Origin of the sequence: Prevotella sp. Sow4_E9_plate, from assembly GCF_052116205.1 — a bacterium.
In the GTDB taxonomy this organism is placed as follows: domain Bacteria; phylum Bacteroidota; class Bacteroidia; order Bacteroidales; family Bacteroidaceae; genus Prevotella.
On sequence record NZ_JBQKLN010000006.1, the window covers coordinates 105,196 to 120,465 of the forward strand.

Annotated in this window: 10 protein-coding genes, 1 pseudogene and 2 CRISPR repeat arrays; of the genes and pseudogenes, 1 reads left to right on the plus strand and 10 read right to left on the minus strand. The window is 39.4% G+C overall.

The window, feature by feature from the left end; translation table 11 throughout:
• Window positions 1-19 precede the first annotated feature (19 nt).
• Both ACTQ53_RS04095 and ACTQ53_RS04100 read right to left on the minus strand, forming a co-directional pair.
• Window positions 20-607 (minus strand): phosphoribosyltransferase, encoded by a 588-nt coding sequence (locus ACTQ53_RS04095; protein ID WP_441932155.1) that lies wholly within the window; start codon window positions 605-607, stop codon window positions 20-22.
• Window positions 608-653: 46 nt separating this feature from the next.
• Window positions 654-1,190: a phosphoribosyltransferase gene (locus ACTQ53_RS04100; protein WP_441932156.1), complete on the minus strand. Its 537-nt coding sequence runs from the start codon at window positions 1,188-1,190 to the stop codon at window positions 654-656.
• Window positions 1,191-1,768: 578 nt separating this feature from the next.
• Window positions 1,769-2,614: direct repeats of the CRISPR family, unit length 37 nt; unit sequence GTATGAGACCATCTTCCATTACAACAAGGATTAAGAC.
• Between the two features lie 776 nt (window positions 2,615-3,390).
• On the opposite strand from ACTQ53_RS04100, the gene ACTQ53_RS04105 reads away from it, so the two are divergent.
• Window positions 3,391-5,352, plus strand: coding sequence for a hypothetical protein (locus tag ACTQ53_RS04105; RefSeq protein ID WP_441932157.1), 1,962 nt, complete (start codon window positions 3,391-3,393; stop codon window positions 5,350-5,352).
• A gap of 754 nt (window positions 5,353-6,106) precedes the next feature.
• Here the strand turns inward: ACTQ53_RS04105 and ACTQ53_RS04110 are convergent.
• The 8 genes and pseudogenes from ACTQ53_RS04110 to ACTQ53_RS04145 all read right to left on the minus strand — a co-directional run.
• The gene (locus ACTQ53_RS04110) at window positions 6,107-6,682 is read right to left on the minus strand and encodes a hypothetical protein (protein WP_441932159.1); all 576 of its coding nucleotides are present in this window, start codon (window positions 6,680-6,682) and stop codon (window positions 6,107-6,109) included.
• A gap of 11 nt (window positions 6,683-6,693) precedes the next feature.
• Window positions 6,694-7,683 (minus strand): penicillin-binding transpeptidase domain-containing protein, encoded by a 990-nt coding sequence (locus ACTQ53_RS04115; protein ID WP_441932161.1) that lies wholly within the window; start codon window positions 7,681-7,683, stop codon window positions 6,694-6,696.
• Between the two features lie 237 nt (window positions 7,684-7,920).
• On the minus strand, window positions 7,921-8,985 hold the full coding sequence (locus tag ACTQ53_RS04120; protein ID WP_441932162.1) for an A1S_2505 family phage non-structural protein: 1,065 nt from the start codon (window positions 8,983-8,985) through the stop codon (window positions 7,921-7,923).
• 85 nt (window positions 8,986-9,070) lie between these two features.
• Window positions 9,071-9,466, minus strand: coding sequence for a DUF6717 family protein (locus tag ACTQ53_RS04125; protein ID WP_441932164.1), 396 nt, complete (start codon window positions 9,464-9,466; stop codon window positions 9,071-9,073).
• A 452-nt stretch (window positions 9,467-9,918) separates the two neighbouring features.
• Window positions 9,919-10,767: a hypothetical protein gene (locus ACTQ53_RS04130; protein ID WP_441932165.1), complete on the minus strand. Its 849-nt coding sequence runs from the start codon at window positions 10,765-10,767 to the stop codon at window positions 9,919-9,921.
• Window positions 10,768-11,293: 526 nt separating this feature from the next.
• A CRISPR array of direct repeats spans window positions 11,294-12,643; the repeat unit is 37 nt; unit sequence GTACGAGACTATCTTCCACTACAATAAGGATTAAGAC.
• Between the two features lie 876 nt (window positions 12,644-13,519).
• Complete coding sequence (locus tag ACTQ53_RS04135) at window positions 13,520-14,200, minus strand: hypothetical protein (RefSeq protein ID WP_441932166.1); 681 nt, start codon at window positions 14,198-14,200, stop codon at window positions 13,520-13,522.
• 12 nt (window positions 14,201-14,212) lie between these two features.
• Window positions 14,213-14,863: a murein L,D-transpeptidase catalytic domain-containing protein gene (locus ACTQ53_RS04140; protein WP_441932167.1), complete on the minus strand. Its 651-nt coding sequence runs from the start codon at window positions 14,861-14,863 to the stop codon at window positions 14,213-14,215.
• A 34-nt stretch (window positions 14,864-14,897) separates the two neighbouring features.
• Window positions 14,898-15,270 (minus strand): annotated as a pseudogene (locus ACTQ53_RS04145) (hypothetical protein); the annotation flags it as partial.

Genomic DNA, 15,270 nt, shown 5'->3' on the forward strand with positions numbered 1-15,270 from the left:
TTTTTGATTTAATTTTTTGTTACTTTGTAATGATGGTCTTTGCCAAGAACAGGCCGATGACTGATTTTGCTCCAAGTTCTGCAAGCTTTAGACTTGTCTTGGTGAAGTTTGTTCCCGTGGTGATGATGTCACCTATCAGGATGATGTCTTTTCCCTCGATTTGCTCCTTGTTGAAGAGGAAGTCCTCTGCTGGATCTGTTTTTCCGGTAGCCATGTGCTGAGTGATTAGTTCTGGCTTTGGCAGGATGGTGTGGTAGTCACTTGGTATGCCTGTTTCTGTCTCAATGGCAGTTGCCAGTTGTGAGTAGCGGAGGGCTGTCTTGTCTGCAGTGATGGCCGGTATGAAACAGACTCTCAGCTTCACGTCCTTGCGTTCTTCCTTGAGTTGCTTGATTGCATCGGTGAACTGATTCTTCAGTTCCGGTGAGCATCTTCCCCTCTTGAAGTTGCTTACAATCCTGCGATTTTTTTCTTCCTCTAGCGTTGGAGGGTATCTCATTGGGAGATATTCCATGAGGTTTACGTACTCCAGGTTATTGGTAGCCTGTACTGTTGATGCTGCATCCTCTGTCATTGGGATGGCGTTCATTTTGAGTTCTTTTGTCATGATCTTTATATTTTTTAACGTTTATTCTCTTGTTCTCTCTGAAGGGCTATGCTGAATGTCTTACCCAGTCAGGATTGATTGTTTTGGCGAGGAAGAGTCCCTTTACCATGTTGGCACCATTGTTGATGAGTTTGTTGGTTGTGTGCACGTATGTCATGCCTCTTGTGATGACGTCATCTATGAGGATGATGTTCTTGCCGGCAACGTCGCTTGTCTTGATGTTGAAGTTCTCTGCCGGGTTTGTCTTCTTGCCTGTGATGTGGCCTGATTCCTGGTCCTGGATGGGCAGGATGGTATGGTAGTCGCAGGCAATTCCTGTTTCCTTCTCGATGAAGGTTGCGAGCTTTTGGTAGCGGCAAGCTGTCTTGTGGTGGGTGGATGCTGGTATGAAGTATACTCTCCAGTTGTTGCCACCTGTTTCGTTTTTTATTTCCTTGATGCATTCTACGATTGTGTTCATCAAGCTAAGGCTGCAGTAGCCGTTTTTGAAGTCGTAGATGACTTCTCTGTCATTCTCCTGTTTCATTGTAGCGGAGTATCTCTTTGGGAGGTATTCCATGAGGTAGCGATATTCGTAATTCATATTCTTTAATTTTAATGGGTTTAACTTCTTGTTCCTGTTTTCGTTTGCAAAAGTACTGTGGGAGTTTGAAATGGTATTTCACTCACTCAATTTTCCCTTTTTTTGCTACTTTCTTTTGTTTTATGCCATTTTTATGAATGGATACTACTGTGTCGCTAACAACTTAACCATAGCGGCTTTGGTTTTTCTGGGTGCAAAGGTAGGGGAACATCGTGAAATGATATTTCACTGGCTCATTTTTCCTGTTTTTTGTTGTTAGGGTGCATATAATACCTTATTATATATGTGAGAAATAGTTTTTTGTAGTTTGATTTGTTGGTTTATGATATTGTGATGGTGTAGTTTACTCTTATGCTGAAGAGTGCTTTTTGGGTTAACTTTTTGATTTGTTGTTAACAAGACTAAATTGTGAGGTCTAAAAGGCCTAAATATTTAAGAATAATTGGCTTGCATATCTCAGAAAAAAGTCGTACCTTTGCACCCGCTAAGGAATAGTTAATTTTCGGTTAAGAAAAGTCAATATTTGTTTAGTAAAGTTCTTTAACTTACTGATAATCAGTATGGTCTTATAAGGTCGAGTATGAGACCATCTTCCATTACAACAAGGATTAAGACTTCTATCCATAATTTTAATGTTAAAGAGTTAATAATGTATGAGACCATCTTCCATTACAACAAGGATTAAGACTATTAATTGGAGAAATACCAGCAAATAAATAAGCATACAAGTATGAGACCATCTTCCATTACAACAAGGATTAAGACCACTCAAACTGAGCTCTCTTAATTGGATTTTCATGCCGTATGAGACCATCTTCCATTACAACAAGGATTAAGACGTTCTATTGCGCTGATAGCGTAAATCGTTGTGGAAGTATGAGACCATCTTCCATTACAACAAGGATTAAGACACTTATAGTCCAAGAAATAACTACAGAACTCTTTTTGGTATGAGACCATCTTCCATTACAACAAGGATTAAGACGATTTCTTCCTTTGCATCTTCTATTTTCTTATCGTGTATGAGACCATCTTCCATTACAACAAGGATTAAGACTAAGTCTTTTACAACTTTTTTGGTAAGCGCGTTCACGTGTACGAGACCATCTTCCATTACAACAAGGATTAAGACTATTTCAAAGGCTTCTTTCTCAGTGTCTACTATAAGTACGAGACCATTGTCCACTACAATAAGGATTAAGACTGAATGGATTAATGCCATAAAATACCAGGCAATTGAGTACGAGACCATCTTCCACTACAACAAGGATTAAGACTTTACCAATGCTAGCGAAAGTAAACTTTAGCTTAGAGTACGAGTCCATCGTCCACTACAATAAGGATTAAGACCCTGGTCTGCCTGCATATCAGAGTAAATATCATCAAGTACGAGACCATTGTCCACTACAATAAGGATTAAGACCCGAGTGTCATTACAATGTTAGCACTCTTGTTGAGGTACTAGACCATTGTCCACTACAACAAGGATTAATTTGAACTGCCGTTCACATTTGCGTAAACGACAACAATCTCGTACGAGACCATCGTCCACTACAATAAGGATTAAGACTTGCGCAACTCATCGTCGTACTTCTCGTATTCATTGTTGTACGAGACCATCGTCCACTACAACAAGGATTAATTTGAACTGCCTACGTGCTAAAGTCTTGTGGACAGTTCAACGTGCTTTTTTCTTAGAGATACTTTTTAAGGGGGTACTGAAATAGATTTCTTTTAAAGAAATGGCCTCATTTTCAAGTATTTTGAGGAATTATCAGTAAAATTACTAACGAAAAGTTGGTATTCTATTATATTTTTAATACTTTTGTACCTTTGTATAAAAGTGCTTAAACTTATAATAATGAATAGATATATTTTCAATGAATGGTTAAACAGGCGAAATGTTCTGGTAATCCCTTTGCTCTGGGTTGGTGCTGCTTTGACATCTGCTCAGGTTGGGCTTAACTGCTTGTACTCTTTTCTTCTTATGGTGTTGGCTGTTTATGTGGCTAGCAAGGATGGTATTTGGCTTAAGTCAGATAATTCTGAAGTGAGGAACTTGTTTCAGGTAGCTATGTATTCTACGTTTGACAAAAAAGATTAAGCTGTTTAATATGGAACTTTTACTGTTAACTATGTGAGTTTCTTTGATGGTTTTTATGTCAAGAAATTCAAGAACAATGAAATATAAAAAAGAATTATGTATACTATTGATACATCGATATACAGATTATTAGGCGATAAGCTGATAACAACGTTTACTTACAACAAACTGTGGGCTCTTTCACTATTCACTGTTGGAGACCTTCAGGCTATGGGGATAAAAAAGTTGTGGGCAATACCAGGGATAGGATTGAAGGTTATCAATGATGTGGAGCATGTTTTTGCTACGATTAATTCTCAAGATCCTCTTTTGGAGGTAAAGCAATTTTGTGGTGATGAAATCATGCAAAAGATGGTCATCTGTTATGCTCATTTATGTGAGAATGCTGGAGATAGCAAGGAATTTCAGGCAATATTCCCTTCTTCGTTAGATATACTGAAGTTCATTTGTATGAAGGGATCTCACTTAATGTCGATGGTGGATAATTATCCTAGGGCAGCTTCATGCCTATATGTTTTCTTACTTTGCCTGGAATATTTGATGCATGATATTCATAACGAGTTTAGTTTTTATGTTCATGATAATGCTAAGCATTATATGCATAAGGTGGGTAAAGATGCATTGGGAACGTTACTTTATTCTCGTCTTTCTAATAAGAACAGGTTCTTGTTGGAATTGCATTATGCTGTCTTTAAAAAGAACTTTAAGGTGATAGATGATGTCCAGATATTTCCTTTTGTGGAAGATAGATTGACATATGAAGTTGACATGTTCCAATCATGGACATATCATAGCTTTGATAAATTTGATCGTTTTGGTATTGAATATAAACTTAATCATTCCTTGAACGATCATTATCCGTTGTCTTTGCTTGATTTTCTTGTAGAGGCATATACATCCATAGACTTTGAACATACCTGTTTATGCACAATAGGATTGTTTCCATTCATGACGGATAAAAAGGTATCCTTTGTGATTGATTTTCATCAGGCAAATGGTTATTATCCGATGTTCACTCTTTTTACGGATTATCTGGATAGTGGAATGTTTAATGAAAGAAGGTGTTTTTTCTTAGAATATAGAGGAATCGGGACAGAAAGAAGAACTCTTCAGGAGTTGATGAAAGCCTACAATATAAAATCATATAAACTTAAGAAGTATCTTTTTTTCCCAATAGGGGAGAATACTGAACCAATTACACAGGATGAACATTGGAAATATTACGACTTTTTGTATGAAATGCCGTTTATTGGATTCTATTCGCCTATTTGTAAGAATATCTTGGAAAAAGAGCATTTGCAGGATGTCATTGGGCTGATGGAACTGATATTTTTGAGAAATTCTTGCTATCCTTTAAACAAGCAGTTTCGAAAGTACAAATATCAAGATAGATTCATATTGGTTAATGCAATTCTTTTTGATATTGAAGAAATAGCCAAGCTGGTTGCGAAGATGAAAGAACTGTTGGCTACCACTCGTTTCAAGGATGAGCATTATCAGGCTAGTATGTTTTTAAAGGAGTTGGATATTCAGAAATTAGGTGGTAAGGAGCATTTCATTTCTTTCTTTACTTATCTGATGTTGGATATCTTTGGTTTGGAAGTGGATAGTGAAGGTGGTTTTGTGGCTGAAAGAAACAAAATCTCCGTTACTTATGAGCTACTGGATATACTGAAAGAAAGAGGTAAACCTATGAGAGCGGAGGAAATTAGAGACATTTTTCTAAGAAGGTGTCCTACTTATCGTCATCTTACAGTTAATACCATCCGCGCTTATTTGCTTAAAATGAAGGAAGTGAAATCCATTGGATTGTCAGGCTACTATGGGTTGGCGTCTTGGGAGCATATCTATTGGGGAACGATGGTTGACAAGATTTATGAGGTGTTGTCTCTGGCCGGTAAGCCATTGTCGCTTATGGAAATATATCAGCAAGTGAAGGTGTTTTTCCCAAATTCGACGAAATCGTCCATTGAAGCTAGCATGAGACTGGATGCAAGGCATCGGTTTAAATATGACGTAGAGGGGCACGTATATTTTTTGGTAGATCATTCTACTTAACTTCTCATTACTGTAAAGTACGATACCATCGGCCATTACAACAAGGGATGATTCCTGTTCGATAGTTCCACTATAGCTTAATGTCGATGGTGTTTTTCTTTTAAATGTAGAGATAAATTGATATAGTCCAAAAGGAATATTCAAATATTACAAAAGATTAACGCTTCAATGTGTTGGGATTTCAATGGAAAAATATAACTTTGCAATTGTGAAAGTGTTGGATTGAGGGAGAGGGTCATAGCTACGTTCTCATTTTTACCGCCAATGTTTTGCATGGCAGTTGGATATTCGCAATGAATGAGATTGCGCAGAAATGCCGACTGCATAAAAGAAAGGTTTGGAGCGACAGCACCTGCTCCAACGAAAGGCAGCCTAGGGGTTCGATGGTAGCTGCGCCTTTCTACCTTTGGTTTGTGAAAGAGCTTTGTCACTTCTCAATTAAGTTAGGTGTAGTGTTCATACTCTTACATCTGGCCAAAGGTTCTTTCTTTTTTACTTGCTTGAGGTTCTTGAAGGGTTCTGCTTTGGCACAATTAATGGGGAGTTCTTTCGTTTTAGGTATGCTTGCTTACGAGCAGTCCATTCTGTAGGGTACACCTAATTGGGGCATACCCTAAGAATAGATCTTGCCAGTTCTTAGATAATTGAACTGTAGCGTGATGATAGTTTGCTTTGTATTTTGGGTACTGTATGGTTATTACTGAACATTTGCGGCAAAATTATAAATAAAATGTTTGCCTAACCCCAGGATATCTCAGTTCTCTTTATTTTGTTGTACAATAATTTCTTCGTTCAGCCATTTTTTTACAGTGAAGAAATCATTCAGTAGAGCCATGAGATATTCTTTCACGTTGGGCAATTCTTTTGGCAATATACATTGGCGTTTGGAATGGAGAACAAATTTCTGTTCTTCTTCGATGGTGTAATATACGGTTGTTCCGCCCCAGCTGTTGGTTACGTTAATTGCCTTACGTACGTTAGACATTTGCTCTAGATCATCCAATGGAACAATTAACCACCATGGATCCCACATTTCAATGAAGTAGCTGTCGTTACTGGCATCAATGACAATATGTTCTCCCTGATACTCAAAATACAAGCGGTTCTCGTTCTCTTTCGAAGTAGTTACCTCACAATTTAATTGCTTCAGTAGCTCTATGCACAAATCCTTGGTGTGTGGAGGTTCATCCTGCTTTTCTTTTTGCTGTATGTCTGCGGAAGCCTCAGGTTGTGTACTGACATCTGGCTCTTGTTCTGTAGGCTTTGCTTTTCTTCGAGTAAAGAAGTAAGTACAAGCTACAATCACAATTGTTGAAATAATAGTCTCCATATGTATTGTTTTTATTTGATGTTTTTTTCCAATAACTCTGCTATCTTTCTGAAAGTTCGTCCTGCCATGTTTCCTCCAGGAGCTGGTGTCCCTGATCTCTTATAGCTGACGAATACCGTGTATTTCGGTTTCTCGATAGGGAAGTAGCCGCAGAAGTCTGCATAGATGCCATCTTCCGTATGGATACTTCCTGAGATGCCAGCCACATTGACCATTTTTGATTCTGCCTTCTTGCCCAAGCCGTTTGTGACGAAGAATCTAAGTGCTTTCTGCATCGATTCAATATTCTTCTTCTTGGCTATCATAGAGTCTGCTACGATGGCAGAACCCTCCTGCAATTTTGGACTAACCATCTTTCCACCATTGGCAATGGCATTGAAGAAGCTCACCATACTGGTTGGTCTTCTATGATGGAAGCCTAGAGCATAAACAGGCCAGGAACCTTTGAAAGTAGAATCCTTCTCCAATCCCATTTGCTGTAGCTTTTGCAAGAAAACATCTTTATTTTGATAAGCCACATCTACAGCCTTGTCAATGGCAATACTGGAATTGTATGCCAGCCCCTGCAGAAGCGTCAGTTCTCCATATCCACCTTTCCTCCAGTTATGGTCATAGATGGTATCCTGTCCGATAACATCAATACCGGCATAAGTATGAAACATATCGTCCAGCGTAACTTTTCCGGTTTCCAGAGCTGCAAGCAGGGATGCCCCTCTGAAAAGGAAAGTTTCACGGGATTTGGAGAGTAGGGTGGTGTCTTCTACTACTTTCCCTTTATCTTCCTTCCATCCTACTACTGCCCGGAGATTACCTGTGGAGGTCTCCATGACGATTACCATACCTTCTTGAGCCGCAAACTCCTTCATATCCTGCTTTACAATGCTGTCAACAGAGTTCTGTAACTGTGTATTGACAGTACTTTCTGAAACTTGTTTAGCAGTGCAAGCAGTGAATACTGTTACGATAAGCATTATGAATGCAGCAAAAAATATTTTTTTCATTATATCACATTTTTATGATTGTTACTACCATTTTCTTTTTTTGTTACAACTTTACATATCCTGGTCTTATTGTTTAAAATAACCAATATTCTCTAATAAGAACTTTTCTAAAAGGATTGTCTTTATTCTTACATTGTGCATTAAATAATAGCATACAAGAGCGAAATTTGATTACATCATTTCCAAATACTTCATACGCTAAAACGTCCAAGAGTTACCTTTGTCATTATTTTATTTTTAAAAGAAAACATCCAAAACTTCCTCAAACACATCATTCGGACTTACTCTATTGAAGAGATTCATAGAGGTGTTGAGCTTCATCACATCAACTCCGCTTCCCATGATGTATTCGATGTCCTTACCCTTATGGAGCAGGAGCGCCTTGCAGCATTCACGGAGTCTTTCACCCAGGATTTCATGTTCAACATAGGCTCTGGCTTCACCCTCGCCATCCAAACCATAGTAGTTTGCGTTGTAGCTATGACCGAGTCCTTTCTGCTGTGGAAAGATATACCATATCCAATGGCTTTGCTTTCGTCCTTCCTTCAGTTCTCTCAAAGCCTGGGTATAGGCAAACTCCTGGGCATCCAGGAAACGTAAGAGATCATAGTGTGGCTGCTGAACCTTAGGCCATCCGATGATGTCCCAGAACTCAGAAGGAAGGCACACATTCTCAAGATCGTAGCATCTTTCAAACAGAGGAGCCATTTCTTTTGGAGAATATCCGGCGATACCGCAACCAATCAATGTCACAAAGAATGTTTTGTCAGGATGATTCTTAGCAAACTCGATGAATTCATCCACATCCTTTTTCATAGCTTCCATACCACTCATTGAATCGATGGCGTAACTCTTTCCCTGCAAACCATGTCCCTGACCTCTGATGGCACCGAACTTCTCCAGGGCAGTCTTTGCCGCACCACCATCATGATGTCCCATGGCGTTGGAGCCGAATACAAAGATTTCACCGGCAGCAAGACGGCTGATGAGATGAGGGGTAACGCGAGTTTCTGGATTATTCGGTGACTTATCCAGTTTCGCAAGCTCTTCAGCTTCCACCACAGGGACCATCTTTTTCCATTCCTCCAGGAACTCTTTCATGTCGTATTTTAAGTTCTGAAGTTCAGAAGGCTTATATACGCCACTTTTCGCCACGTATTCTGCCACCTTTTTCTTCACCGTTGCCTCGGTCTTGAACTTTGCCATTTCCTTTGGATTCAACTTAAAGGTAAACGACTTATAGGTCTTCTTACCGTTGACCATTTCAAACTTGATAACTGAAATCTTTACTTCCTTACTCATTTTATTATCTTTTAGTTATCTATTAATACCATTATCCCTTGAAAGGTAAACATTGCAGACTATTCTCTCCTGTTTATGTACGATGTTACTTCTGAGAGTTAGAGACATAAATTCGTTTTGGATATTTACCAAGTACGAACAAAGTAACCGGGCAAATCCAAACCTCCTTTGTGAATCCCTCTAAATTGGAAACCTTGTAGGTAGCACCACCAAAGATTCTGTAGTATTGTCTGGTAAGACAGATATCAGTAGATTCTTTCTGTTCGTAAGATACACGTACAGTGACCAATCTAGACTTGAAAGTCTCCAACAGATGGTTAGCTCCTGCAACCATCTGCAAGTTATGATGATGTCCAGCCCAAGGCATTTTAATATACCAAAGGTTATCACTCTCTTTTTCGGAAGTAAGAACATACTGTCGAGTACTCAAAGACTTCACCATAGCCTTTACTAAAGTGGCAAACAATTTGAAATAATTCATTTTCTTATTCTTTGTTTTACTTGTAATTAATTGATTATTAATTATTTATATTAAGAGTTGGCCAAGTCGTGTAGGTTCTGTAACTTTGTAAATTACAGCATCTACAGTATATATGAATACTGTGCTTGATCTATATATGGACATCTTTAACGATGTAGTTGTTTATTCTGTTGCAAAGGTAACAAAATGTTTCGAGAAAATACTATTTGAGGTGATAATTTTATTCTTGGTATTCCAAAAAGGTAAATATCACCCCAATAGAGTGGTTTTGCTCGTATGTTGAGCGAACCAATTGCAATGCATTCGGCTTGAATCAAACGCATTGGTTGGCTCCAGCTTAATGTCTCATTTGCTTTGGTGAACATGGAAGATGGCTATAGTCACTGATTCCTGTTACATTGGCAACGCTGGCAAGAATACTCCACATATTTCTCTTTGTTCTTTTTCATTGCTTAGCAACAAGTCTGCATTTGGGGAATCATGGAATCTATTGCTGGATGATTCTGAAAGTTGGATTTGTGCCCGATATGCCACTTGTTGCAGTAGTTGCACTTGTAAGCTGTCATCTCTCTGGAATCATATGGGTGATTAATCTTCCATTGGGCTATAGCCTTTTGTGCAGATTCTTCGTTTTTGTACCCCATCTTCTTTTTGAGGACTAATTCATTGGTGATAGGATCTTTCTTCCATTTCCAGTGGGTGGACTCGCCTCTTCTTGTGTTTCTAGTCTTTTCCTTCTGTCCGATGTTGTACAGTTGGAAGGCGGTGGCTCTGTCCATCCAGTACTTCTCTCTGTTGCTGGTTTTGTAGCCTTCATCCTTCTTGTGCATCCGGTGATAGGCCTGGCACATTCTCTTCTCCACGATGCGTCTTACCTTTTTGGAGTCATGTGGAGCTTCCGTCTCAATGTCGAAGTTTCGGAGCAGCATTCCTTTCTTGAACTTGAGCTTCTCCTTGAAGATTTTCTCGGTCTCTTTCTTGAAGCGTACATCCTGACCATTCAGGACAACTCTGTTTCCATCCATTTTTACTAGCATGGTTGTGAGGTCTTTCTCTTTTGCTGCTTCCAGGTTCATGAGTTTTTGGATGGCATTGATTACGTTCTTGACGTTGAAGTTCACTCCGATGATGCTGTCTCTGATGTACTTGATCAGGTAGTACTCTTCTATTGTACAGTCATTGTTATGTAGGTACCATCCCAATGTTGCCAGATTCTCAGAGTAATTCCAGCAGTCAATCTTTTGGAAGCGGATGAGGGAAGATTCCCAACTAGTTAAAATGTTCTTGATCATTGTATTCATAGTCTTTATTCTTTTGTTGTGCTCCTAACTTTAACCATAGGTGCTTTGGTTTTCTGGGTGCAAAGGTAAGGGTATATAGTGAAAAGATATTTCACTGGCTCATTTTTCTTGTGTTTGTATACTTTCAGTTATATGCAGGACTCATGCATTTTCCTTTATTTATTGGATTTTTATACTGTTTGTTGTTTGACAAATAGGAGGGCTGGGGACGTGAAAGAAGTTTCTGCAAAGTGAATTTTTGAGTACCTTTCTCATGCTCTTTTTGGCGACTTGCTTATTGTTTGGCGTTTCTTTTTGTTGATTGTTGATTTTGTAGCCTATACCGAAGAGCATACAATGGTTAATGGAGCTTAATTTTCGGGTTGGAAATGGCTAAATATTTAAGAATAATTGGCTTGCATATCTCGAAAAAAAGTCGTACCTTTGCACCCGCTAAGAAATAGTTAATTTTTAGTTAAGAAAGGTGAATGTTTATTTAGCAGAGTTCTTTAACTTATTGATAATCAATAATGTCTTATAAGGTCGAGTACGAGGCCATCTTCCACTACAATAAGGATTAAGACTATTGCATGCATGTTTTTCAAGATTTTCACCTGGAGTACGAGGCCATCTTCCACTACAATAAGGATTAAGACACCCATCATCCTACCTTTGCATGGAGCTTTATATAAGTACGAGGCCATCTTCCACTACAATAAGGATTAAGACCAAGATGACCCATCCAAGGATAACTATTAGTACAATAGTACGAGGCCATCTTCCACTACAATAAGGATTAAGACCCATAGATCTGTGCAGCTTGTAAAATCGCTCCACGTGATGTACGAGACCATCTTCCACTACAATAAGGATTAAGACCTTTCCGAACAACTCAAACCACTTCTTAGCGGTGCGTACGAGACCATCTTCCACTACAATAAGGATTAAGACTTTTTATTAGGAGTATTTATAGTAAATTCATCAGTAGTACGAGATCATCTTCCACTACAATAAGGATTAAGACACATAATAGCGTATCAGATGGCCGAAATTGAGGAGTACGAGACTATCTTCCACTACAATAAGGATTAAGACCCGGATACCTACAGAAAGAAAGTATCTCCGGGTACGAGACTATCTTCCACTACAATAAGGATTAAGACATGTCGTCACCGAGTTCAGTATCAGCTTCATTGATGAGTACGAGACTATCTTCCACTACAATAAGGATTAAGACTCGATAGTAACACCAATGGTTGCACCTACTAGCAAACTGTACGAGACTATCTTCCACTACAATAAGGATTAAGACTAAAGAAGTCCATCTGAATAGGTATAACACAAATCGTACGAGACTATCTTCCACTACAATAAGGATTAAGACAAGTCAGCCTTAAACATCTTCTCCAGTCCTAAAAGTACGAGACTATCTTCCACTACAATAAGGATTAAGACTCTGATAACTTCTGATACTACTGGAGTACCATAAGTACGAGACCATCTTCCACTACAATAAGGATTAAGACATCAAATTCTTCAAGAGCATCAACTAAGTTGTTACTGTACGAGACCATTGTCCACTACAACAAGGATTAAGACAGCATATCCGAACATGTGCTCGATGTACTAAGTATAAGTACGAGACCATCGTCCACTACAGCAAGGATTAAGACTGCTCATGCATGATGAGCAGGTGGTTTCCGTCCTGCATGTACGAGACCATCTTCCACTACAATAAGGATTAAGACCGGTACTTTGGTTCTGGTTTGATGCGATAAAAATTAGTGCGAGACCATCGTCCATTACAACAAGGATTAAGACACTCTTTCTCCAACTTTAAGTTCTTTCATTGCTCACCCTGTACGAGACCATTGTCCACTACAACAAGGATTAAGACTCGTCTGTTAGCTCCCTGGACATTGGACGTGTAGTGAGTACGAGACCATCGTCCACTACAATAAGGGATTATCTCTGTTTGATAGTTCCTATGTATTTTATTATCGATGGCGTTTTTCTGCTTAATACATTGATCTATTGATATAATCCAAAAGGGATATTCAAATATTAACAAAAGATTAACGCTTTAATGTGTTGTGATTTCAAAGAATGTTGTATCTTTGCAACTGTCAACTATCAAGAGCAGAAAAATCGAGACTGGCGGCTTCATTATTTGAAGGACTGATGATGGAAATTTCGTCCATCGGTGGTTTACATGTGAAACGTTGGATTGCGGTGGAAGGTCATAGCTACGTTCCTACTTTGTCCACCAATGTTTTGCATGGCAGTTGGATATTGGCCGGAATTGGGCTGACTGAGAAGTGCCAACTGCATTTAAGAAAGGTTGCTCCCAAGTGTATACGACTAAATGTAGGATATACTTGCATAGTGGCAAACGAGCACTAACCTTGTTGCTTACATCAGCCTTTCTACCTTTGGTTTGGGAAAGAGCTGTGTCACTTCTCAACTAAGTAGGTGTAGTGTTCATACTCTTACATCTGGCCAAAGGTTCTTTATTCTTCACTTGGTTGAGGTTCTTTCATGGATATGGAGTGATTGTTTCAGTGGGGATTTTTTAGTTTTTGATATGCTTGCTTTTGAGCAGTCCATTCTTTAGGGTACACCAAAATGGGGCATACCCTAAGAATAGACCTTATCAGTTCTTAGATAGTTGAATGTATAGTTATGATAGTTTACTTTGTATTTTGGGTTCTGTATGGTTATTATGGCACTCCTGCGACAAAATTATAAGCAAAATCTTGGTTGGTTTGGACTCTCATTGATTGTCAATAATGTTTTTCAATGACTTTTGGCAATCTTGGCACAGTCCGTTTTTCATGTAGAAAGTATTCTTGCCATGGGCATCCTGCATCAGACACTTAGGGGCATTCGTCTTGCAATGCGGCAAGCCGCGAGAATGCAGGAATTCATGGATTGTTACTTTCCATAAGTCATCCTTTCGTTTCAATCGGAAGGTTGAAACCACACAGGCGTCACCTGGCCGGAAACTCAATCCCATGATTCCATAGTTGTATTGTCCGTGAATAGAAGTAGAGATGTCTCGATGCGTTAAACCTATCGTTACGATTTCATCATTACCTCCATGCTCTTCATGCAACATTTTCAGGATTCCCCCAGCCCAATACCTGTTTCTTGGTTTGTAGAGACATGAGGCAGGTATTTCTTTCTTGTCTCCAACAAATACAGATGCCTCCACCCAAGCCTTTGGTTTCGTATAGAGAATGATACCCAATTGCTTCACGAGTTCTTCTCTCAACTGTTCTGCCTCCTGATGTGAGAAATTTCCCAAAGGCTTTAACTCTATGACATAACCCAATGGAGGATCTGCAGGGAGGCTGTCTCCCATGATTTCATTGCCATGGCTCTGATTTCCATTGTAACAACCTGCTAAAAACAAGATTGAGATTCCAGCTATAAACAGCAATAACTTCTTCATAGAATATTCTTTTTATTTGTATTTTGCATAAATCAATACCGGTCTTCTCCTAGAAGATTCCTTGTATATCTGCATCACTTTCTCTACGCAGCTCCTTGATACAGTAAAGCAGCCACGACTCTCTGTTCCCAGCGGAATATACTCCTTCTCACCGGAGAATCTTGTCACTTTGCCAGCAGAATGGATCAGGATACCGCGGGCTTCTGCCAGATAATTGCTCTTGTCGAGCCCTCGAAGGCGAACGCAGTTCTTGAACTTCATTCCACCTTTTCCTATCATGACATATCTTCCAAGACTCGTGCATCCACTTCCAGAGTTATTACTGAACTTTGGTTGCGCTGCTGTATTTCCCTTACCACTTCCATGCATGCAATAGCTGCTCATCAGTCTTTTGCCACGCTGCAAATCATAGATAAAGAACCTCTTCTTGCCAGATGGTTTGGAGAAATCCACTAGGATATAGTAATCCGTACTGTATCCTCGTCTGGCGCAATAATCTCTTACTTGCGTCAGGTTCTCACAATCTACCTGATGATACCACTCTTTAGCATCCACCGTATTCTTAAAAAACGGTTTTGTGAACCTATTATAAATAGGTGGAACGAAAAGAACACCGATGACAAGCAGGAGTAGGATACCCAATATGATTAAAAACTTTTTCATAATGAACTTGTGCATAATCTAAACTTTGACTTTACTATTCCCTGACGCAAGTCAGATTCATCTGCAGCTTGAGAAACTCGATAATCTCATTGCGCCTGTTTACCAAGACATAATGGTTTTCTTCAGGAACAAAGAACAGCCCTGTATGGACGCCCATCTTGCTGAGCCTGCTGGCCTGGCTTGGCATCAAACGTGAAGAATGATCCTGACCGCCACCAATCAGATTGATTCTACATGGCACCTTCCTCAATCCTCCAAGATTACAGGAGATAGATGTCAGACTCTTGAAATCCTTTGCATGGGATGAGTGCATGGTTGCCACTATCGCACTACCTCCATTTGAAAGCCCCATCAGATGAATCTGACGGTGGTCGATGTGATAGCCCATTCGCTCCAGGGAAGGTATG

Excerpts from the sequence above, each read along its gene's own strand:
- ACTQ53_RS04095 (WP_441932155.1), bottom strand. The coding sequence starts at position 607 with ATGACAAAAGAACTCAAAATGAACGCCATCCCAATGACAGAGGATGCA.
- ACTQ53_RS04100 (WP_441932156.1), bottom strand. The coding sequence starts at position 1,190 with ATGAATTACGAATATCGCTACCTCATGGAATACCTCCCAAAGAGATAC.
- ACTQ53_RS04105 (WP_441932157.1), top strand. The coding sequence starts at position 3,391 with ATGTATACTATTGATACATCGATATACAGATTATTAGGCGATAAGCTG.
- ACTQ53_RS04110 (WP_441932159.1), bottom strand. The coding sequence starts at position 6,682 with ATGGAGACTATTATTTCAACAATTGTGATTGTAGCTTGTACTTACTTC.
- ACTQ53_RS04115 (WP_441932161.1), bottom strand. The coding sequence starts at position 7,683 with ATGAAAAAAATATTTTTTGCTGCATTCATAATGCTTATCGTAACAGTA.
- ACTQ53_RS04120 (WP_441932162.1), bottom strand. The coding sequence starts at position 8,985 with ATGAGTAAGGAAGTAAAGATTTCAGTTATCAAGTTTGAAATGGTCAAC.
- ACTQ53_RS04125 (WP_441932164.1), bottom strand. The coding sequence starts at position 9,466 with ATGAATTATTTCAAATTGTTTGCCACTTTAGTAAAGGCTATGGTGAAG.
- ACTQ53_RS04130 (WP_441932165.1), bottom strand. The coding sequence starts at position 10,767 with ATGAATACAATGATCAAGAACATTTTAACTAGTTGGGAATCTTCCCTC.
- ACTQ53_RS04135 (WP_441932166.1), bottom strand. The coding sequence starts at position 14,200 with ATGAAGAAGTTATTGCTGTTTATAGCTGGAATCTCAATCTTGTTTTTA.
- ACTQ53_RS04140 (WP_441932167.1), bottom strand. The coding sequence starts at position 14,863 with ATGAAAAAGTTTTTAATCATATTGGGTATCCTACTCCTGCTTGTCATC.